General features: G+C 67.8%; 20 protein-coding genes (1 of these 20 only partly in view). 14 read left to right on the forward strand and 6 right to left on the reverse strand.

Annotated elements, in window-relative coordinates:
* Together RZV17_RS18265 and RZV17_RS18270 are read left to right on the forward strand one after the other, a co-directional pair.
* On the forward strand, positions 1-1,281 hold the 3' portion of the coding sequence (locus RZV17_RS18265) for a M23 family metallopeptidase (RefSeq protein ID WP_166750675.1). Its footprint begins 138 nt before the window's first position; only the last 1,281 of its 1,419 coding nucleotides appear in the window; its start codon lies beyond the left edge, outside the window; its stop codon occupies positions 1,279-1,281.
* 382 nt (positions 1,282-1,663) lie between these two features.
* Positions 1,664-2,797 (forward strand): anhydro-N-acetylmuramic acid kinase, encoded by a 1,134-nt coding sequence (locus RZV17_RS18270; protein WP_355605505.1) that lies wholly within the window; start codon positions 1,664-1,666, stop codon positions 2,795-2,797.
* Positions 2,798-3,054: 257 nt separating this feature from the next.
* Here the strand turns inward: RZV17_RS18270 and RZV17_RS18275 are convergent, their stop codons facing one another.
* From RZV17_RS18275 to RZV17_RS18285, 3 genes are all read right to left on the reverse strand, one after another.
* The gene (locus tag RZV17_RS18275; protein ID WP_047692723.1) at positions 3,055-3,282 is read right to left on the reverse strand and encodes a hypothetical protein; all 228 of its coding nucleotides are present in this window, start codon (positions 3,280-3,282) and stop codon (positions 3,055-3,057) included.
* Positions 3,283-3,340: 58 nt separating this feature from the next.
* Positions 3,341-4,636: an MFS transporter gene (locus RZV17_RS18280; protein WP_179456625.1), complete on the reverse strand. Its 1,296-nt coding sequence runs from the start codon at positions 4,634-4,636 to the stop codon at positions 3,341-3,343.
* A 259-nt stretch (positions 4,637-4,895) separates the two neighbouring features.
* Complete coding sequence (locus tag RZV17_RS18285; RefSeq protein WP_355605508.1) at positions 4,896-5,696, reverse strand: exodeoxyribonuclease III; 801 nt, start codon at positions 5,694-5,696, stop codon at positions 4,896-4,898.
* Between the two features lie 119 nt (positions 5,697-5,815).
* Here RZV17_RS18285 and pyrE point away from each other — a divergent pair, with 119 nt between their 5' ends.
* The 9 genes from pyrE (at position 5,816) to RZV17_RS18330 (ending at position 12,711) form a co-directional block, all read left to right on the forward strand.
* Positions 5,816-6,475 carry an orotate phosphoribosyltransferase gene (gene pyrE / locus RZV17_RS18290; RefSeq protein WP_166744869.1) on the forward strand — a complete coding sequence of 220 codons (660 nt, stop codon included), beginning with the start codon at positions 5,816-5,818 and terminating at the stop codon, positions 6,473-6,475.
* A 22-nt stretch (positions 6,476-6,497) separates the two neighbouring features.
* A complete protein-coding gene (locus RZV17_RS18295; protein ID WP_104581169.1) occupies positions 6,498-7,163 on the forward strand; it encodes a hypothetical protein in 666 nt (221 codons plus the stop codon).
* Positions 7,164-7,276: 113 nt separating this feature from the next.
* Positions 7,277-8,074: a ParA family protein gene (locus tag RZV17_RS18300; RefSeq protein WP_039413394.1), complete on the forward strand. Its 798-nt coding sequence runs from the start codon at positions 7,277-7,279 to the stop codon at positions 8,072-8,074.
* Entirely contained in the window at positions 8,074-9,003 is a 930-nt protein-coding gene (locus RZV17_RS18305; RefSeq protein ID WP_039413397.1) for a ParB/RepB/Spo0J family partition protein, read from the forward strand. Before RZV17_RS18300 ends, RZV17_RS18305 begins: the two co-directional genes overlap by 1 nt.
* 34 nt (positions 9,004-9,037) lie before the next feature.
* Entirely contained in the window at positions 9,038-9,346 is a 309-nt protein-coding gene (locus tag RZV17_RS18310) for a helix-hairpin-helix domain-containing protein (RefSeq protein ID WP_039413399.1), read from the forward strand.
* Between the two features lie 204 nt (positions 9,347-9,550).
* Positions 9,551-10,516, forward strand: coding sequence for an SDR family NAD(P)-dependent oxidoreductase (locus RZV17_RS18315; RefSeq protein WP_355605512.1), 966 nt, complete (start codon positions 9,551-9,553; stop codon positions 10,514-10,516).
* Between the two features lie 263 nt (positions 10,517-10,779).
* Positions 10,780-11,502, forward strand: coding sequence for a glycosyltransferase family 2 protein (locus RZV17_RS18320; RefSeq protein ID WP_166744870.1), 723 nt, complete (start codon positions 10,780-10,782; stop codon positions 11,500-11,502).
* The gene (locus RZV17_RS18325; protein ID WP_039411109.1) at positions 11,502-11,843 is read left to right on the forward strand and encodes a lipid-A-disaccharide synthase N-terminal domain-containing protein; all 342 of its coding nucleotides are present in this window, start codon (positions 11,502-11,504) and stop codon (positions 11,841-11,843) included. Before RZV17_RS18320 ends, RZV17_RS18325 begins: the two co-directional genes overlap by 1 nt.
* A 340-nt stretch (positions 11,844-12,183) precedes the next feature.
* Positions 12,184-12,711 carry a hypothetical protein gene (locus RZV17_RS18330; protein ID WP_355605515.1) on the forward strand — a complete coding sequence of 176 codons (528 nt, stop codon included), beginning with the start codon at positions 12,184-12,186 and terminating at the stop codon, positions 12,709-12,711.
* Positions 12,712-12,819: 108 nt separating this feature from the next.
* On the opposite strand, the gene RZV17_RS18335 is transcribed toward RZV17_RS18330, so the two are convergent.
* The 3 genes from RZV17_RS18335 to coaBC are packed head-to-tail and all read right to left on the reverse strand — an operon-like array spanning position 12,820 to position 16,907.
* A complete protein-coding gene (locus RZV17_RS18335) occupies positions 12,820-15,165 on the reverse strand; it encodes a phosphomannomutase/phosphoglucomutase (RefSeq protein ID WP_166750682.1) in 2,346 nt (781 codons plus the stop codon).
* 12 nt (positions 15,166-15,177) lie between these two features.
* Positions 15,178-15,645: a dUTP diphosphatase gene (gene dut / locus RZV17_RS18340; RefSeq protein ID WP_039411114.1), complete on the reverse strand. Its 468-nt coding sequence runs from the start codon at positions 15,643-15,645 to the stop codon at positions 15,178-15,180.
* Positions 15,642-16,907: a bifunctional phosphopantothenoylcysteine decarboxylase/phosphopantothenate--cysteine ligase CoaBC gene (coaBC, locus tag RZV17_RS18345; RefSeq protein WP_355605518.1), complete on the reverse strand. Its 1,266-nt coding sequence runs from the start codon at positions 16,905-16,907 to the stop codon at positions 15,642-15,644. The genes dut and coaBC overlap by 4 nt, the downstream gene beginning before the upstream one ends.
* A 60-nt stretch (positions 16,908-16,967) precedes the next feature.
* Here coaBC and radC point away from each other — a divergent pair, with 60 nt between their 5' ends.
* The 3 genes from radC to RZV17_RS18360 all read left to right on the forward strand — a co-directional run bounded on the left by radC (position 16,968) and on the right by RZV17_RS18360 (position 20,519).
* Positions 16,968-17,681: a DNA repair protein RadC gene (gene radC / locus RZV17_RS18350; RefSeq protein ID WP_355609492.1), complete on the forward strand. Its 714-nt coding sequence runs from the start codon at positions 16,968-16,970 to the stop codon at positions 17,679-17,681.
* Positions 17,682-17,767: 86 nt separating this feature from the next.
* Positions 17,768-19,456, forward strand: coding sequence for an arginine--tRNA ligase (gene argS, locus RZV17_RS18355; RefSeq protein ID WP_039411120.1), 1,689 nt, complete (start codon positions 17,768-17,770; stop codon positions 19,454-19,456).
* Between the two features lie 175 nt (positions 19,457-19,631).
* Positions 19,632-20,519, forward strand: a complete 888-nt coding sequence (locus RZV17_RS18360) for an SPOR domain-containing protein (RefSeq protein ID WP_355605521.1) — start codon at positions 19,632-19,634, stop codon at positions 20,517-20,519.
* Positions 20,520-20,521 lie beyond the last annotated feature (2 nt).

Here is a 20,521-nt window from a genome sequence, read left to right on the forward strand (position 1 = left end):
TGGATCCACGCCAGCCTGTTCGCCACCATCGGTGCGTTGGTGGCCACCATTGTGCCGGGCTTTTCCAACGCCATCGATACGCCACTTTCCAGTCATTCGACGCTGGCATTGCCGTTGCCGCCGCTGGTGCCCAGCCGCAAGCAACTGGCGCCAAGCACCGATTGGGAGATTCTGCAGGTCAAGTCGGGCCAGACGCTGAGCACCTTGTTCGGCGAGCTGGGGATTCCGACGGCGGTGATGTACCAGGTACTGGCGCATCCGGGCACCAAGGAGGCGCTGACCAAGCTGCGTCCCGGTGCTGAAATTGCGTTTGACATGCCGACACCCGGCCAGCTGCGGGCGCTGCGCTTCGATCGCGATGACAGCCACCGGGTAGAACTGCGCCTGCTGGGTGACAGCGTTCGCGAAAATGTGACCGAGCGGGCGACCACGACGCGCACGGTGGTGGCCAGCGGGGAGATCAGCAGCTCGCTGTATGCCTCTGCCGGGAAATCCGGGCTGTCGCCGGCGGCGGTGGCGGTCATGACCGATGAAATCTTCAAGTACGACATCGACTTCGATAAAGACCTGCAGCCGGGCGACCGTTTCAGTGTGGTGATGGACGAGACCTGGCGCGAGGGCGAGCGGATCAGTACCGGCGACATCCTGGCGGCGACCTTCACCACCGGTGGCAAGACGTACACCGGCTTCCGCTTCGAGCGCGCCGGCAAGCCGGCCGAGTATTACGACATCACCGGCCGGCCCTTGAAGAAGAGCTTCATCCGCATGCCGGTGGCCTATAGCCGGATCAGCTCCACCTTCGGTGCGCGCAAGCACCCGGTGCTGGGCACCATGCGCATGCACAAGGGCGTGGACTATGCGGCCGCTTCGGGCACGCCGATCATGGCGGCCGGCGATGCGCGGGTGGTGTTTGTCGGCACCCAGCGCGGCTACGGCAATGTGGTGATCCTGGATCACGGCAAGAACTACAGCACGCTGTATGGGCACATGTCGCGCTTCGGCAAGATCAAGGCCGGCCAGCGCATCAACCAGGGCACGGTGATCGGCTATGTCGGCATGACCGGCCTGGCGACCGGCCCGCATCTGCATTACGAATTCCGCGTGGCCGGGCAGCAACGCAACCCGATGTCAGTGACGATGCCGCCGCCGGAGCCGCTGCAAGGTGCCGAGCTCGCGGCCTTCCGGGCGCAGACGGCGCCGGCCCTGGCGCGTATCGAAGGCATGGAAAAGTTGATCTATGCCGACGCCGCCAAGCCAGCCAAGGGCAAGTCGCGCGGTTGAGCGGCTGCGGCCAGGTGACTGCGGCAGTTGCTGCAACGGTGGCGCCGCGCGGGCCGCGCAGAACACAGACCACTGTATGCAGCCACGCTGCGTGGCTGATCCGTCTGCAGCCACCGCTGTGGTCTGCTGCGTGTTGTAAGCGCCAGTAGCTCCCACACCCTGCACTGGTCTCACCACCCTCCGCCGCTGCCTAGGTGCGATGGCCGCAGAGGCCTGAGATCTGCGGGGGGGAAACTCCGCGCCGCCGTGGTCCTGGCGGCACGCGTCCCGAGGTGAGGTCCGGTGGCGATGCGGGTATCGCGCATCAGCGTCGCGTGCAAGACCGGTTGACGGACCTGGCCCGGCTGCACAAGCTGGCCGACCGTGCATCTCTGGCTTCGGCATGTCTGTCCTGGAACGCGTTGACTCTCCGCTCTATCTTGGCCTGATGTCGGGCACCAGCGCCGATGGCATCGATGCGGCCCTGGTGCGTTTTGCCGATGACAGCCACCGCCGCTGCGAACTGGTTGCGGGCACGACCGTGCCATGGGCGCCGCCGCTGCGCGATGCCCTGATCGCACTGGGCCAGGGCGCCGAGACGGTGGCCATCGATGCATTGGGGGAACTGGATGCGCAGGTCGGTCTGGCCTTTGCGGACGCCGCCAACCGGTTGATCGCAGAGAGCGGCGTTGCGCGGCAGCATATTCGCGCGATCGGCTCGCATGGGCAGACCATCCGCCATCGGCCGACGAGCGCGCCGGCCTTTACCTGGCAGATCGGCGATGCCAGCCGGATTGCCGAGCATACCGGCCTGACCACGGTGGCCGATTTCCGCCGCCGCGATGTCGCTGCCGGTGGCCAGGGCGCGCCGCTGATGCCGGCCTTTCACCTTGCCATGCTGGGTGCGGGCGATGAGGATCGCGCGGTGCTGAACCTGGGCGGCATCGGCAACCTGACGCTGATTCCGCGCGATGGCGCGGTACGGGGCTTCGACACCGGCCCGGCCAATGCGTTGCTGGACAGCTGGTGTCAGCAGCACCGCGGCACGGCCTTCGATGCCAATGGCCTGTTTGCTGCCAGTGGCCACGTCGATTCGGTCCTGCTGCAGGCGCTGCTGGCCGACCCATGGTTTGCGTTGGCACCGCCAAAGAGCACCGGACGCGAGCAGTTTCATCTGGCCTGGGTACAAGAGGCGATTGGCGGCACAGCGCTGCAGGCGGCAGATGTGCAGGCGACCTTGCTGGAACTCACGGCGGCTACAGTGGCCGAGGCCTTGCTGCGGCTGCAGCCGCAGACCCGGCGCGTGCTGGTGTGCGGCGGCGGCGTACGCAACCCGGTATTGATGGCCCGCCTGGCAGCCCGCTTGCCGGGCGTAGTGGTGGAATCCAGCGCGCGGCACGGGCTGGATCCGGACTATCTGGAAGCGATGGGCTTTGCCTGGCTGGCGGCCGAACTGCTGGCCGGACGCCCGGCGAACCTTCCGTCGGTCACCGGGGCGGCGGGGCCACGGCTGCTGGGGGCGATCTATCCGGCGTAAGCGCAACAGCGGGCCGAACGGCCGCGCCGCTTTGACGGTGGTGGCTGCTTGCGCAGGTGCATGCCCGGTTTGTCGACCGACGCTGCCGCTGGACAGGAATCCGGCTGACGCGGCAAGCCGCTGGCGATGGTCTGTCCGTCTGGCTGCGTGAACTGCGCGAGCGGCCGGGAGGCAGGCTCCTTGTCAGCGCTATCGCCGATCGTTCGTCTTCCGGGTCGGCGCCGTATGGTCCGCGCCAGCACCACCGGCATCCGTTGTCAGGGGTTGTTGCCCGCCGGCAGCGCCTTGAGTGCGGCAATCGCTTCGGCCAGGGCGTCGACTTCCGGGTGCTGCAGGCCACCAGTGACTTCATATTCGCTGGCGAACAGGCCTTGTTCGAGCAGATGCATGACGGTCTGGTGCTGGGTCCAGCCACGTGCGACGGAAATGCGACGGATGCGGTCCACCAGCAGCGGGTCGATGTCACGCAACACCAGATCGGTCATGCCCTTCCTCGTGCGATGGATTGCCCCGCCGGCATCATCGGCAACCTTGGCGGACGTTTCAATCCGGTCGGCGGTCGTGGGCCAACAGGCGCGGCCATAGCCAGGCCAGCAGTGCCAGGGTTGGAATCACGGTGAGGGCGCTGAGGATGAAGAAGGTGCTGTAGGAGGTCGACTGCACCAGAAAGCCGGAAACGCCGCCGGCAAACTTGCCCGGCAGATTGGCCAGCGACACCAGCAAGGCGTACTGGGTGGCGGTGAAATTGCGATTGGTCAGCGATGACATGAAGGCCACCAGCACGGTACCGGCGAATCCCTGGAACAGGTTGTCGGCACTGAGCGCGGCATAGAACGCCCACAGCTTGCCGGGGTTGTGAGCCATCAGCAGGAAGGCCAGGTTGGACAACGCCACGCCCAGGGTGGCCACCAGCAACATCCGCCGGAAGCCGTATGCGGCCACCGCCGCACCGCCGGCAAAGGCGCCGACGATCCCGACCCAGACGCCGAAGAGTTTGGAGACGGTGGCGATGTCGGCCTTGGTGTAGCCGGAGTCCAGATAGAACGGCCCGGCCATGACCCCGATCACCTGGTCGGGGAACTTGTACAGGCCGACAAACAGCAACAGCACGATCGCCAGTGCCAGACCATTGCTGGAAAAGAAACTCGAAATGGGTTGCCAGAATGCGCCGGCGACATCGACGCGGCGCACCACCGTGGTGTCCGGCCGGTCCGGCTCACGGCAGACCAGGGTCGTGATGATCGGCAGCAGCATCAGCGCCGACATGCCCACATAGGCCCAGGTCCAGCCGAGATATTCGGCCATGTACAGCGCACCGGCGCCGCCCAGGATCAGGCCCACGCGATATCCCAAGGTGTAGGTCGCCGCCAATGCCGCCTGGGCGGTTTCCGGCGCGATCTCGATGCGATAGGCATCGACCACCGAATCCTGGGTGGCGCCCCAGAACGAGGCAAACAGGACCCAGCTCACCAAGCCGGTCACGCTCAACTCCGGACGCGAGAAGGCCAGCGCGGCCAGGCCGATGGTGACGCCGATCTGCGCGACCAGCAGCCAGGACCGGCGCCGGCCCAGGAAGGCGGTGAGCGGAAACGCGTAGCGGTCGATCAGCGGCGCCCAGAGGAACTTGAGCAGATAGAAAAAGCTGGCCAGGCTGATCAGCCCGATGCTGCCCAGGTCCAGGCCGACATCGCGCAGCCGGGTCGACAAGGTCTGCGAGGCGATCAGCAAAAATGGCAGCCCGCTGCCGAAGCCGAGCAGCGCCATGGTCGCCGCCGATGGCGTGGTGAAGGCCTGTCGGATGCCGCGTAGGCCTTCGTAACGTTGTGCAGGCTTGGTCATGCGTGCAGCCGCTGGAGGCGGTAAGCGAACGAGACGAGGCCGCCATTGTGGCCAGCACCTGCGCGGGCCGCGTTGGCGGAAGCGAACATTGCGCTCGGTACCGGAGGAGCTGCGAGGGCAACGTGGCCCACGGCGCAACGGCGGCGCCCAAGCGGCGCGATGTTTCTCGTTGCGGATACCTGCGGACTGCGCGCAGCCGACTGCCTGGTCGCCCCGGCACCGTGGCGTTGCCCCACTTCAGCCAGCCGCGGGCGCTGACTCACAGCGCGTAATCCACGATGTAAGGCGCGTGGTCGGAGAAGCGCTCTTCGCGATAGATCGAGCAGGCTTGCAGGGTCTCGCGCAGGCCGGGGGTGACCAGTTGGTAATCGATGCGCCAACCGACGTTGTTGGCGCGCGCCGCGCCGCGGTTGCTCCACCAGGTGTAGTCCTGGCCTTGCGGGTGCAGGACGCGGTAGCTGTCGACCCAGCCGCGGCCTTCGGCGGGGTTGGCGTCGTCTGCTGCGTCGGCGCACAGGCCGTTGAGCCAGTCGCGCTCGGGCGGCAGGCAGCCGGAATTCTTCTGGTTGGACTTCCAGTTCTTGATGTCCAGCGCAGTACGCACGATGTTCCAGTCGCCGCACAACACGTACTGGCGGCCGCTGGCCAGCCACTCGTCCAGGATCGGCCGCAGCCATTCCATCACCTGGAACTTGTAGCCCTGGCGCAGCTCGCCCGAAGAGCCGGACGGGATATAGAAAGAGACCACGCTGAGGTTGCCGAAGCGCGCCTCGATGTACCGGCCTTCTTCGTCGAACTCGGGCCAGCCCAGGGCGGTGCGCACTTCGTCGGGTTCGCGCCTGGCATAGATCGCCACGCCGCTATAGCCCTTCTTGGTGCTGGCATCGCGAAACCAGGCCTTGTAGCCGGCCGGCAAGAATTCCGGCCCGGCCAGCTGGTGCTCCTGCGCCTTGGTTTCCTGGATGCACAGCACGTCGGCATCCTGGGTGGCGAACCAGTCGAAGAACCCCTTGCTGGCGGCCGAGCGCAGGCCGTTGGCGTTGAAACTGATGATGCGCATGGGCGGGAATGGGGAATCGGGGAATAGAGAGTCGTAAAGCCTACCCCAGGCGCGTGCGGAAGGCTGCCGGCGCGCGATGCGTTTACCATTCCCGATCCCCGATTCTCCATTCCCGTCCAATGACCAACCACCGCACCCGTTTCCTGCAGCTGGCCCTGGGCGCCGATGCCCTGCGCTTTGGCGAGTTCACGCTCAAGTCCGGGCGCGTCAGCCCGTACTTCTTCAATGCCGGGCGGTTCGATTCCGGGGTCAAGACCGCGGAATTGGCGCAGTGCTACGCCGATGCGATCGATACGGCCGGCGTGGAGTTCGACCTGCTGTTCGGCCCGGCCTACAAGGGCATACCGCTGGCCACCGCACTGGCCTGTGCCTATGCCGGGCGTGGGCGTGACCTGCCGTTGGCGTTCAACCGCAAGGAGGCCAAGGACCATGGCGAAGGCGGCACCCTGATCGGCGCGCCGCTGGCCGGGCGCAAGGTACTGATCGTGGACGACGTGATCACCGCCGGCACCGCCATCCGCGAGGCCCTGGGCATCATCCGCGCCGCTGGCGGTACGCCGTCGGGCATCGTGGTGGCGCTGGACCGGCAGGAGATCGCCTCCGAGCAGGATCGCCGGTCGGCGGCGCAGGCGGTGGCGGCCGAGGCCGGTATTCCGGTGATCGCAGTGGCCAACCTTGCCGATCTGCTTGCTTTTGCGCAAGGAAACGCCGACCTTGTTGGCTACCGGGAACCGCTGCTGGCCTATCGTGGCCGCTACGGAACCGACACCACAGGCTGACGGCAGGCGACAGGGGGCTGCGATGATGCCGAGACACACACGTTTGGCATTGCTCGCTGCCGTTGCGGCAGCCGTCGTCGTGGCCCCTGGCCTGGCGCAGGACAAGCCGACGGCCAAGAAACTGTATTGCTGGAACCAGAACGGCGCCCGGGTGTGCAGCGACACGCTGCCACCGGAGGCGGTGAACCAGGCGCGCGACGAGTTCAACGTCAAGAGCGGGCTGCGCAGCGCCGAGGTGCAGCGGGCGATGAGCAGCGACGAGCGTGCGGCCGCTGCGGCCAGCGAGCAGCAACGCCAGGCCGATCTGGCCGCCGAGCAGATGCGCCAGCGCACCGACCAGGCGATGCTGATGTCGTATCAAAGCGAAGACGACCTGCGCCGAGTCTTCCACGAGCGCATCGCCATCGTCGATAACAACATCCATACCGCGCGCTTCAATGTGACCAGCCTGCGCGAAGGGCTGGCCAGCATGCTGCGCACGGCCGGCGACCGCGAACTGGCCGGCCAGGCCGTGGCCGACAAGCTGGCTGGCGACATTCAGCAACGCCATCGCGAGCTGATGGCGCAGTTGCGCCTGCAGACCAGCTTCGAGCAGCAACGGGTGGCGCTGGACGGCGAGATCGCCGACATCCTGCAGCGCTACCGCGCCATGAAGGAACCGCCCGGCGGCGCTCCGCCCGCCGGCTGAGCGGCGGCCGTCATTCCCGTCCAGGCGCACGGCCGCGGCGGGCGGCATTTCCCGATCCGACGCCCTGCCCGCATAATGGCCGGTCTTACTCCTTGCCCACGAGGCTCTCCCGCATGGCCCGGATCATCGCCATTGCCAACCAGAAGGGCGGCGTCGGCAAGACCACGACGGCAGTCAATCTGGCGGCCGGCCTGGCGCGCGCCCCCAAGCGTGTGCTGCTGGTGGATCTGGACTCGCAGGGCAATGCCACCATGGGCAGCGGCATCGACAAGCGCGATGTGGCCGCGTCCACCTGCGATCTGCTGCTGGGCGAAAACACCGCGGCCGAGATCCGGGTCACCGCGCCGGAAGGCTTCGACCTGCTGCCGGGCAACATCGACCTGACTGCCGCCGAGATCCAGCTGATGGACCAGGGCGAGCGCGAACAGCGGCTCAAGCGCGCGCTGGCGCCGATCCGCGACGAGTACGACTTCATCCTGATCGACTGCCCGCCGGCGCTGTCGCTGCTGACGCTCAACGCGCTGACCGCGGCCGATTCGATCATCGTGCCGATGCAGTGCGAGTACTACGCGCTGGAAGGGCTCACCGCGCTGCTGGAAACCATCGAAGCGCTGCGCGCCAACCTCAACCCGGCGCTGGAAATCGAAGGCGTGCTGCGCACGATGTTCGACATCCGCAACAACCTGGCCAATGCGGTGTCGGCGGAGCTGACCGAGCATTTTGGCGACAAGGTGTTCCGCACCATCGTGCCGCGCAACGTGCGCCTGGCCGAGGCGCCCAGCCATGGCCAGAGCATCGTCGGTTACGACCGCAGCTCCCGGGGTGGCGTGGCCTACCTGGGGCTGGCCGGCGAAATCGTGCGCCGCCAGAACGACCGTAACAAGGCCGTCCGGCCCGTGGAGACCGTCTGATGAGCAAGCCGCCTCTGGCGAAGAAGCGCGGCCTGGGCCGTGGCCTGGAAGCGCTGTTGGGACCGAAGGGCGCAGCAGCGGCAACGGCACCCGGCGCCACCAGCGACGACGTGCTGCAGCCGGGTGACACGTTGCGCCAGTTGCCGGTAGGCCAGCTGCAACCGGGCAAGTACCAGCCGCGCCAGGAGATGGACGAGGTCAAGCTCGCCGAGCTGGCGGAGTCGATCAAGGCGCAGGGCGTGATCCAGCCGATCGTGGCGCGCGAGCTGGCGCCGGGGCAGTTCGAGATCGTGGCCGGCGAACGCCGCTGGCGCGCCTCGCAGCTGGCCGGGCTGACCGAGGTGCCGGTGGTGGTGCGCGAGCTGGACGACCGCACCGTCATCGCGATGGCGCTGATCGAAAACATCCAGCGCGAGGATCTCAACCCGCTGGAAGAAGCGCAGGCGCTGCAGCGGCTGATCGACGAATTTTCGCTGACCCATGCAGAGGCCGCCGCGGCGGTGGGCCGCTCGCGGGCCTCGGTGTCCAACCTGCTGCGGTTGCTGGAATTGCCCGTGGCGATCCGGGTGCTGCTGGAAACCCGCCGCCTGGAAATGGGCCATGCGCGGGCGCTGCTCACGCTGGCACCGGAGCTGGCCAGCAAGCTGGCACAGGAAGCGGCCGACCAGGGCTGGTCGGTGCGCGAGGTCGAACACCGTGCGCAGCAATTCGCCGCCGGCAAGGTGCCCGGTTCGCTGCGCAAGGGCAAGCCGGTGGCTGCGGCACCGCAGGCCGATATCGCCTCGCTGCAGACCGAACTGTCCGAGTCGCTGGGCACCAAGGTGGTGTTCAATCATGGCCGCGGCGGCAAGGGCAAGCTGGTGATCCATTACACCGATCTGGACACCCTGGAAGGCGTCCTGGAACGCCTGCGCGCGCAGCGCGGCTGATCGCGGCCGCAATCCAACAGGATCCTCGTCGGCAATGAATCCCGCCAAGGTGGACCGCCAGCATCTGCTGCAGCTGACCGACCTGCCCAATGTCGGGCCGGCCTGCGAAAAGGACCTGCGCTTGATCGGTATCCGCGTGCCTGCGCAGCTGCGCGGCCGCGATGCCTACGACATGCATGCACAGCTCTGCCTGCGCACGGGCGTGCTGCACGACCCCTGCGTGATCGATGTGTTCCTGTCGATCGTGCGTTTCATGGAAGGCGAGCCGGCGCAGCCGTGGTGGAAGTTCAGCGCCGAACGCAAGGCCAAGCTCGCCAGCGAAGCGCCGCTCGCCCTGCGGTGAACGACCACGCATGGCGCGTTGCCGTCCTTCCCTGGAGCACCGCATGAGCCGCGCCCACTGCGAGCCGAGACTGGCGCGCTGCGCACTGCAGACGCGTCAGCAGCATCAACCCGCCGGCGCCGCATTCAGCCATGCCTGTGGCGGCCGGCGCATGCAGATCAGTCGCAACGGCCTTTTGTTTCCGCATTTTTCAGGATCACAGCCATGACCATCCTCGTCACCGGCGCCGCCGGTTTCATCGGTGCCTACACCTGCCGCGCGCTGGCCGCGCGTGGCGACACGGTGGTGGGCCTGGACAACTACAACAGCTACTACGATCCGCAGCTCAAGCGCGACCGGGTTGCCGCGTTGTGCCCGGACATCGATCTGCGCACGCTGGACCTGACCGACCGCGATGGTCTGGCGGCGCTGTTCGACGAGATCCGGCCCACCCGCGTGGTGCATCTGGCCGCGCAGGCCGGGGTGCGCTACTCGCTGGAAAACCCGCATGCCTACGTCGACAGCAACCTGGCCGGCTTCGTCAACATGCTGGAGCTGTGCCGGCACCGCGGCGTACAGCACCTGGTATATGCCTCCAGCAGCTCGGTGTACGGCGATTCGGCCACGCCGCCGTTCTCCGAAGACCAGCGCGTGGACCAGCCACGCTCGCTATATGCGGCGACCAAGGCCGCCAACGAATTGATGGGCTACACCTACGCGCAGTTGTACGGCCTGCGCGCGACCGGGCTGCGCTTCTTCACCGTGTATGGCCCGTGGGGCCGGCCGGACATGGCGCCGCTGCTTTTCAGCCGCGCGGTGCTGGCCGGGCGCCCGATCGAGGTGTTCAACCACGGCAGGATGCAACGCGACTTCACGTTCGTGGACGACATCGTGGCCGGCGTGCTCGGCGCGCTGGACGCGCCGAGCAGCGAGCCGGTACCGCACCGGGTGTTCAACCTGGGCAACCACACCCCGGTGGAGCTGGAATATTTCATCGACGTGATTGCGCAGGCCGCCGGCCGGCCGGCCGACAAGGTCTACCGGCCGATGCAGCCGGGCGACATGATCCGCACCATGGCCGACACCCGGCGCGCGCAGGCGGCGTTCGGCTTCGAACCGGCCACGCCGGTCGAACACGGATTGCCGCAGGTGGTGGACTGGTGCCGCAGCTACTTCGGCGAGCGCGCTTAGAGCGGCTGACAACGCTGCTGCATCGCAGGGCAGCGTGCAGTGCAGATCGCGGTGCAAGACTCTGGCGTGGCTGCGCTGAAACGGCAAGATCCGGGTATTCGCCCGTGCCGTTGCCGTCTCTGCTCGCGCCCAACCACACGCTACAGGCCGCTTGCGGGTCGCAGCCCGGCACATGAGGTGTGCTTGCTTCATGCCTGACTCAGACAGTCAGGGCACAATGCGCGATCTTTTTCGCTCAGCCTTCATCCGGCCACCACGAATCCATGAGCCAACCTCAGCTTTCCGTCGTCGTCCCGGTGTTCAATGAGCGCGACAACGTCGCGGCCCTGGTCGAGGAAATCACGCGCGCCTTGCGCGGGGTGGTGGCCTTCGAAATCGTCTATGTCGACGACCATTCGCGCGACGACACCCTGGCGGTGCTGCAAGGCCTGAAGGCCACCACGCCGGAGCTGCGCGTGCTGCATCACGTGACCCAGAGCGGCCAGAGCACGGCCGTGCGCAGCGGGGTCAAGGCCGCGCGCGCCAGCTGGATCGCCACGCTCGACGGCGATGGCCAGAACGACCCGGCCGACATCCCCAAGCTGCTGATCGCGCGCAGCCAGGCACAGGCGCAGGTCAAGTTGTTCGCCGGGTGGCGGGTCAACCGGCAGGACTCCGGCTCCAAGCGCTGGGCCAGCAAGTGGGCCAATGCGATCCGCTCGCGCATGCTGCAGGACAATACGCCCGACACCGGCTGCGGCATCAAGCTGTTCGAGCGCGAGGCGTTTCTGGACCTGCCCTATTTCGACCACATGCACCGCTATCTGCCGGCCCTGATGCAGCGCGCCGGCTGGCGCACGGTGAGCGTGCCGGTGAACCACCGCCATCGCACCGCCGGCGTGTCCAAGTACAACAACCTCAATCGCGCCCTGGTGGGTATCCGCGACCTGCGCGGCGTGGCGTGGCTGATCACCCGCAGCAAGCGCACCGTGGTGGAGGAACGTTGATGGAACCGTCGTTTCTCGACCAACAGCTGACCTGGCTGTACTGGACCGGCATCCACGTCACCGGCTGGAAGCTGATCGGCTATGTGGGCGCGCTGATGTTCGGCGGCCGCTGGCTGGTGCAGTTCGTGGCCTCCAAGCGCGCCGGCAAGCCGGTGATCCCGCGCCTGTTCTGGTACATGAGCGTGGTCGGCAGCCTGATGACACTGAGCTACTTCGTGTTCTCGGCCAAGCAGGATTCGGTAGGCGTGCTGCAGAACCTGTTTCCGGCATTTACCGCGTTCTACAGCCTGTATCTGGACGTGAAGCATCGCGGCTGGAAGCGCGATCGCGCGGCGCATTGATGTGTTGCCGGGATTGGGGACGTGCGCGGTGAACGGCGCTGGAATGGCCGTGCGCTCGGGATGGGCGTCGCCAAGCAGCAGGGGTTGATGGACGTCTAAGGGCGCGACTGACGTTTGGCATGTGCTGTGATGCGGGCGCGTAGACCAGACGCATGGCGTCTGCCGCGGGCCGGTGCGTGTGCCGACTGTGCGGCGATCGGATGGATCCGTGATGGCGGGTTGTCACGCGCGAGCGCCGGCGCTCGGTAGCCGAGTCGTACACAAGGCCGCGAAGCTTACCGACCTGCGCGCAGGCAGCTGGCCGATAGTGCCGCCATCACCCTGTCGGCAGGCTGTGCGCATGTCCAGCGCGCGCCACTTTCCCCTGCCCCTGCCGGCGCCCACTGCGGCGTGTTGGTCGCTGTGCCTGCATGCACATCAGGGTGTGCCCTTGTTTGCAGACTGGCGCTGCGCGCGTGCTGCAGCCGCCAGTCTGGCCCTGCCGGGCCAGTGGCCTGGCGCACGGCTGCTGTGCTGGGTATTGCTGCCACAACGGTGGTGCGCCCTGGTGCAGGCACCGGGCAAGGCCACCGTGCTGCAGCTGGCGCTTGCTGCACGACAGGCCGCCGGCGATGCAGTCAATCGTGCGCGCGGGCGCGGCGGCACGGTCTGGCAGCCGGACATCGAAGCGACCGCGCTTGCGCCGCAGGCCGACCACCGCCACTTTGCGCGCAGCCTGGTGGCCTTGCCGTTGCGCGCCGGCCTGGCCGAGCGGATCGGCGCGTATCCGTATTGGGATGCGGTGTGGTTGCCCGACCAGCGCGATGCTGCACCACTGGGTGCGCCCCACCCTCCAGCGCAGCTGGCGGCAACAGGTGGCACGCGGTGAACCGCGTCGACGCCGGTGCGCTCCCTCAAGGCAGGCGGTCGATGTCCGCGTCGGCGCGCGCACCCTGGCGTTCTAGAGGCAGGGCGGTGCGCCGCAAGCGTGCGGTGTTCAGAACGCCAGTGGGTGCTCCGGCAGCAGGGCCTGCAGTTCGCTGCGGAACAGCGCGCGGATGCGCTCCAGCGCGGCCTCGCTGTCGGCCTCGAAACGCAGCACCAGGATCGGCGTGGTATTGGAGGCGCGCACCAGGCCCCAGCCGTCCACGAAGTCCGCGCGCAATCCGTCTATCGTGGACAGGCGCGCCGATTCGAACGGCGACTCTTCGCCGGCCTGCGCACGCTCCACAAACCGTGCCACCAGCGCATGTGCATCGCCGTCCACCGGGACCTTGATCTCCGGCGTAGACACGCTCTCGGGCAGCGCGTCCAGCACCTCGGACGGGGTTTCCTCGCGCTGGGCCAGGATCTCCAGCAGGCGTGCGGCGGCATAGATGCCGTCGTCGAATCCGTACCAGCGCTCCTTGAAGAAGAAGTGCCCGCTCATCTCACCGGCCAGTTCGGCGTCGGTCTCGCGCATCTTGGACTTGATCAGCGAATGCCCGGTCTTCCACATCAGCGGGCTGCCGCCGTTGCGCAGCACATAGTCGGACAGCTTGCCGGTGCACTTCACGTCGTAGATGACCAGCGCGCCGGGATTGCGCTGCAGCACGTCGGCGGCAAACAGCATCAGCAAGCGGTCCGGGAACACGACAGTGCCCTCCTTGGTGACCACGCCCAGGCGGTCGGCATCGCCGTCGAAGGCCACGCCGATGTCCGCATCGAAGCGCTGCACCATGTTCACCAGGTCGTCGAGATTGTGCGGCTCGCTCGGGTCGGGGTGATGGTTGGGGAAGGTGCCGTCGATGTCGCAATACAGCGGCACGACCTCGGCACCGATGGCCTCCAGCAGGCGTGGCGCGATGTCGCCGGCCGCACCATTGCCGGCGTCCACCACCACCTTGATCGGGCGGTCGAGCTGCACGTCGTCGGCAATGCGCTGGATGTAGGCGTCGCTGATGTCGCGCTGCTCCAGATCGCCAGGCGTGGCCGCGGTATGCAGCCGGCCTTCGTTGATGCGCTGATGCAGTTCGGTGATGGCCGCGCCGGACAGCGTCTCGCCTCCGATGACGATCTTGAAGCCGTTGTAGTCCGGCGGGTTATGGCTGCCGGTCACCGCCACGCAGCTGCCGGCGCGCAGTTCATAGGCACCGAAATACACCACCGGCGTGGGCGCCAGACCGATGTCGGTCACGTTGCAGCCGGCACGCCGCAGGCCTTCGATCAGGCCGGTGGTCAGCTCCGGCCCGGACAACCGCCCATCGCGGCCCACCACCACATCGCGCAGCCCCTGCGCCTGCATCACGCTGCCGATGGCCTGGCCGATCAGCGCCGCAACTCCGGGATTGAGCTCCTTCCCGACCACCCCGCGGATGTCGTAGGCGCGGAACATTTCGGTGGCGACCTGGACCACCGGCAACAGCGGCGGCGGTGCAGGCGATACCGCCTGGTCCAGCGCACGCGCGTCGCTGGCAAGGCTGGCGTCGTGCTGCAGGCTTTGGCTGAAGGTGGGTTCGTCGGCCGCAGTGTCGCCGGCAACGCGACGCCGTGGCAGTGCCACCCGGCCACGGCTGGCCAGCACCAGCAACACGGCGATGGCCAGCAGCAAGGCGGCCACGATGGCGCACCCCAGCGCGCCCAGACCCAATGGGCCGTTGTCGCTCTGCGGTACCGCGGCGGCCACGCGCAAGCCACTGGTGCCGAGCGGGCGTGCTAGGGTTTCGGCGGCATCGGCCAGGCCCACGTCGCCTTGTTGGGCCACGTTGTAGCTGCCCTGGCGCAAGGCCAGATAGGCACTGCCGGGCACCGCGATCGCATCCAGCGGGCCGGTCAGGCGCAGCAGCGGCAGCCGGGCATACGCCACCGCCGGCTGCGCGCCCAGGCGTACTGCGGCGGCCACGCCCAAACGCACCTGCCTGGCATCGCGCACCACATGGACCTGTGCACGCTCGGCCACCAGCGCCGATTCGAGCAGGCTCAGTCGCGCATAGCCGAAGTCCTTGGGATTGGCATAGGCGGCGGCCAGATCGCCGGGCAGCACCTGCACGTCCTCGGCGCCCTTGAAGCGCTCGCGGATTGCCGAGGCGGCGGCCAGCGCATCGCCGTTGGCCAAGGCAGCGGCCACCGGTGGCTGTTTGAGCACCGCGTCGAGCTGGCTGGCCTGCGCAGACATCGCCTGGCTGACACCCTGCACGGCGCGATCGCGCGCCTGTTCCAGGTCGTGCGCAATCGCATCCTCACGCCATTGCGTGTAGCTGCTCCAGCCAAACCAGGCCGCCAGCAGCACCAGCACGCCCCCCAGCACCGGACCACTCGTACGCACGCTGGACATCGACTGCCTGCGCTCGTTCGCCTTGCTCATGTGACTCCCCCGTCAGCGCACGCCGGTGTGGCCGAATCCACCCGCTCCCCGCGCGCTGTCGACGAAAGTATCCACCACTTGCAAGCCCACGCGCACGATCGGAAGGATCACCAATTGCGCAATCCGGTCGCCCGGCTCGATGGTGAAGGCCTCACGGCCGCGATTCCAGGTACTGATCAGCAGCGGCCCCTGGTAGTCGGCATCGATGAGCCCGGTGCCGTTGCCCAGCACGATGCCGTGCCGGTGGCCCAGCCCCGAGCGCGGCAGGATCACCGCGCACACCTGGGGGTCGGCCAGATGGATGGCGATGCCACTGGGAATCAGCGCCGCATCGCCCGGCTCCAGCGTCATCGGCGCTTCCAGGGCCGCGCGCAGGTCCATGCCCGCGCTGGCTTCGGTGGCGTAGGCCGGCAGCGGCCACAGATCGCCGAAGCGCGGGTCGAGCAGCTTCACCTGCAAGGACTGGGTCGGGATGCTCATGCCTGCAACCTCTCCGCGATCAGGGCCAGCAACTGGTCGGCCAGTTCGGTCTTGCTGCTGCTGGGAAACACGCGCTCGCCCCCCTGCCAATAGGCGGTGGCGGCATTGTTGTCGCTTTCGAACCCGCCGCCTTCGATCCCCACCTGGTTGGCGATGATCAGATCCAGCCGCTTGGCTGCCAGCTTGCCACGCGCGTAGTGCTCCACGTCGTGCGTTTCGGCCGCAAATCCGACCACCAGCTTGAGCGCACCGGTCTGCGCAGCCACCTCGGACAGGATGTCCGGGGTGCGCACCAGTTCCAGGGTCAGGGTTTCGCCGGTCTTCTTGATCTTCTGCGCGACCATCCGCTTGGGGGTGTAGTCGGCCACCGCGGCGGCGCCGATGTAGATGTCGGCCGGGAATGCACCCAGTACCGCATCGCGCATCTGCGCGGCCGAGCGCACGTCGATGCGCTGCACACCGGCCGGCGTGGTCTGGTGCACCGGCCCGCTGACCAGCACCACCTCGGCGCCCTGGCGGGCCGCGGCGGCGGCCAGGGCATAGCCCATCTTGCCGCTGCTGCGATTGCCGACGTAGCGCACCGGATCGAGGTCTTCGAACGTGGGGCCGGCGCTGATCACGATGCGCAGGCCCTCCAGTTGCGCGCTGCTGGGCACGAAGGCCGGCGCAGCACTGACCGAGGGCGCGGCGGCGAGCGTGGCGGCATCGCCCGCCAGTGCGGCAATGATCGCCGCCGGCTCGGCCAGCCGGCCGGGGCCGGATTCGCCCTCGGCCAGCGGGCCGTCGTCCGGGCCCACCACGGCCACGCCGCGCGCACGCAACGTCGCCACGTTGGCCTGGGTGGCCGCATGCAGCCACATGCGATGGTTCATGGCCGGGGCCACGGTCAGCGGCGCAGTCGTGGCCAGGCACAGGGTGGTGACCAGATCGTCGGCCAGACCGTGCGCCAGGCGCGCCAGCAGGTCGGCGGTGGCCGGGGCCACGACCACCCGGTCGGCCCAGCGGGCAAGCTCGATATGCCCCATCGCCTGCTCGGCGGCGCTGTCCCACAGCGTGGTGCGGGTCGGGTGCCCGGACAGCGCCTGAAAGCTCAGCGGGGTCACGAACTGTTGTGCGCCGGCGGTCATGGCGACCTGCACCTGTGCGCCGGCGTCGCGAAGGCGACGGACCAGTTCAAGCGATTTGTAAGCGGCGATGCCTCCGCCGACGCACAGCAGCAAACGCTGTCCGTCCAGGGGGCGGGCCTGAGTGGAGCCGATCACGTCGGGGTCGTCCTACGGTTACAAGGACAACTAGATTAGCCGATGCCCCCGCTTGGCCTGATGGGCGTCGGCGATGAGCACCGGCAATCTCGCCATATGCACATACACGACTGGCCCACCCACGAACGTCCGCGCGAGAAACTTCTGGCGCGCGGTGCCACTGCGCTTTCCGATGCCGAGCTGCTGGCGATCTTTGTCGGCTCCGGGCTGCGCGGCCAGGATGCGGTGCAGACCGCGCGCGATCTGCTGGATCGCCACGGCCCATTGCGCCCGCTGCTGGATCGTCCGCCCAAGGTCCTGGCGCGGCTGCCCGGGCTCGGCCCGGCCTCGGCGTGCAAGCTCAGCGCCGCGATGGAGCTGGCGCATCGCCACCTGATGAGCGAGCTGGAACGCGGCGATGTGCTCAGCGACCCGCTCAGCGTGGGCCACTATTTTTCGCAGCGGCTGCGCGCGCGGCCGTACGAAGTGTTTGCGGCGCTGTTCCTGGACAATCGCCATCGCGCAATCGCCTTCGAAGAGCTGTTCACGGGCACCATCGACGGCGCCGATATCCATCCGCGTGAAGTGGTGCGCAAGGCGCTGCTGCACAACGCTGCGGCGGTGATCGTCGGCCACAACCACCCCTCCGGCAATCCGGAGCCGTCCGAGGCCGACCACGCAGTCACCGTGCGCCTGTCGCAGGGCCTGGAACTGGTGGATATCCGCCTGCTCGACCATTTTGTGATCGGCGATGGCCGCCCCGTCTCGCTGGCCGAGCGCGGCTGGCTGCGATGAGGCCGCCGCGTTGACCTGAACCATCACCCGGACCCCAGGGCCCGCGGTCGGGTAAAATCGCTGGTTTGGTTCCAAGCAGATCCCACGTGAAAGCCCTACTCCGCGCACTGATCGGCCAAGGCATCGAAGCCTTGCGCGCCAACGGCACCCTGCCTGCCGACACCCTGCCGCCGGATTTTGTGGTCGAGCGACCCAAGACACGCGAACACGGCGACTTCGCCACCAATGCGGCGATGCTGCTGGCCAAGGCGGCGCGCAGCAATCCGCGCGCGCTGGCGCAGGCGCTGGTGGCCGCACTGCCGGCCAGCGAGGACGTGGCCAAGGTCGAGATCGCCGGCCCCGGCTTCATCAACTTCCATCTCGCCCCCACCGCCTACCAGCGCGAAGTGGCGCATGTGATCAAGCAGGGCCACGACTACGGCCGCGGCCTGGCCGGCAATGGTCGCTCGGTGGGCGTGGAATACGTCTCGGCCAACCCGACCGGCCCGCTGCACGTTGGCCACGGCCGCGCTGCGGCAATCGGCGACAGCCTGGCGCGCGTGCTCGACGCCAATGGCTGGAACGTCAAGCGCGAGTTCTACTACAACGATGCCGGCGTGCAGATCGAAAACCTGGCGTTGTCGGTGCAGGCACGCGCGCAGGGGCTGACCCCCGACAGCGCGGGCTGGCCGGAGAACGGCTACCGCGGCGACTACATCGCCGACGTGGCCAACGCCTACCTGGCCGGCGACACCGTGGACCTGGAAGGCCACCTGGTCACCGGCACCAAGGATCCGGCAGACCTCGAATCGATCCGCCGCTTCGCCGTGGCCTATCTGCGTAACGAGCAGAACCACGACCTGGCCGCCTTCCGCGTCGACTTCGATATCTATTTTCTCGAGAGCTCGCTGTACAAGGACGGCAAGGTCGAAGAGGCGGTGCAAAAGCTCATCGCCTCCGGGCACACCTACGAGGAAGGCGGTGCCTTGTGGCTCAAGTCCACCGACTTCGGCGACGACAAGGACCGCGTCATGCGCAAGTCCGACGGCACCTATACCTACTTCGTGCCGGACGTGGCCTACCACCTGACCAAGTGGCAGCGCGGCTACGAGCGCGCGATCACCGAACTGGGCGCCGACCACCACGGCTCGCTGACGCGCGTGCGCGCCGGCCTGCAGGCGCTGGAACTGGGGATCCCGCAGGGCTGGCCGGAATACGTGCTGCACCAGATGGTCACGGTGATGCGTGGCGGGGAGGAAGTGAAGCTGTCCAAGCGTGCCGGCAGCTACGTCACCCTGCGCGACCTCATCGAAGAAACCAGCGCCGATGCGGTGCGCTGGTTCCTGATTGCGCGCAAGCCCGATTCGCAGCTCACCTTCGACATCGACCTGGCGCGCGCGCAGAGCAACGACAACCCGGTGTTCTACGTTCAGTACGCGCATGCGCGCGTGTGCAGCGTGCTGCGCCAGGCGCAGGAAAAGGGCTACAAATACGAGCAGGGCCATGGTCTTGCCCAGCTCGCCCGGCTGGACGATGAGCACTCGCTCACCGTGATGCTGGAGCTGTCGCGTTACCCGGAAGTGGTGGAAATCGCCGGTCAGGCACTGGAGCCGTACCAGATCGCGCAATACCTGCGTGAATTGGCGCATGCCTTCCACACGTGGTATCACAACAGCAAGGTGCTGGTGGACGATGCCGCCGAGCGCGACGCCAAGCTCACCCTGGCGGTCGCGACGCAACAGGTGCTCGCCAACGGCCTGGAACTGCTCGGCGTCAGCGCCCCGGAAAAGATGTAAGCGCTGCGGGAAAACGCAGGCGCGGCGATCGACCGGGCGTGCGCGGCCCGCGCGGTCGCAGCGCGCGCGGGCCGTGTCACCTGCCGGGCGCAACCGCCTGACGGCGACGCGGATCGCGCGCGCTACACGCAGGGCCTTCCACGGCCCGCAACGACATGATTCGGAGAAGTGGTAGATGGCAGCACGACGCGGTAAGAGCCAGGCACGACGCAACACCAGCAATGGTACCCCCGGTTGGGTGTGGTTGGTGGCGGGCGCCGCGATTGCGGCAGTGATCTTCCTGGCCGCCCCCAACCTGTTCAAGAAGGACGGCGACGGCTTCCTGCGCGTGGGCCCGCGGGCCAACCCGGACGCCCAGCCCGAACCGGTGGCCGACGCCGACACCGATACCCCGGCCGAACTGCCCAAGCCCAGCACGCCGCCTGCCAAGCCGCAGCCCAAGCCCGGCGATGCGCAGACCCAGTACGACTTCTATACCTTGCTGCCCGGCAAGGAAGTGCAGATGTCCGATGCCGAGCTGGCCGCCAGCGCACGCGCCGAAGAGGCCGCGCGTGCGCGCGCAGCGCTGGAAGGCAAGCCGGTGCCGCCAGCACCCGGTGCGGCCGCAAGCGTGGCCGCTGCCACGCCAGCCGCCAGCGTGCCGGTGCCCTTGAACGAATCTGCCGCCAGCGCACCCAAACCGCTGCCGGAAACCGCTCCGGCCCGGCCGGCAGCCACGCCGGCGCCGGCCGGCACTGCGGCCATCACCACGCCCGCGGCCACGGCGCCGAAGCCTGCGACAACGCCTGCCGCTGCAGCGCCCTCGCCCGCTGCAGCGGTGGTGACCGACAACACCCGTTACATCCTGCAGGCCGGCTCGTTCGGCGCTTCCGGCGATGCCGAATCCACCAAGGCCAAGCTGGCGATGATGGGGCTGGCCGCACGCGTGGAATCGGCCGAAATCAGCGGGAAAACCGTCTATCGCGTGCGCATGGGGCCGTACGGCAGCGCCGGCGAACTGGCCGAGGCCAAGCAGAAACTCACCGGCAGCGGCCTGCCGGCCATTGCGATCAAGGCGCAGTAAGC

This window comes from Xanthomonas cannabis, from assembly GCF_040616535.1.
Lineage (GTDB): Bacteria > Pseudomonadota > Gammaproteobacteria > Xanthomonadales > Xanthomonadaceae > Xanthomonas > Xanthomonas cannabis.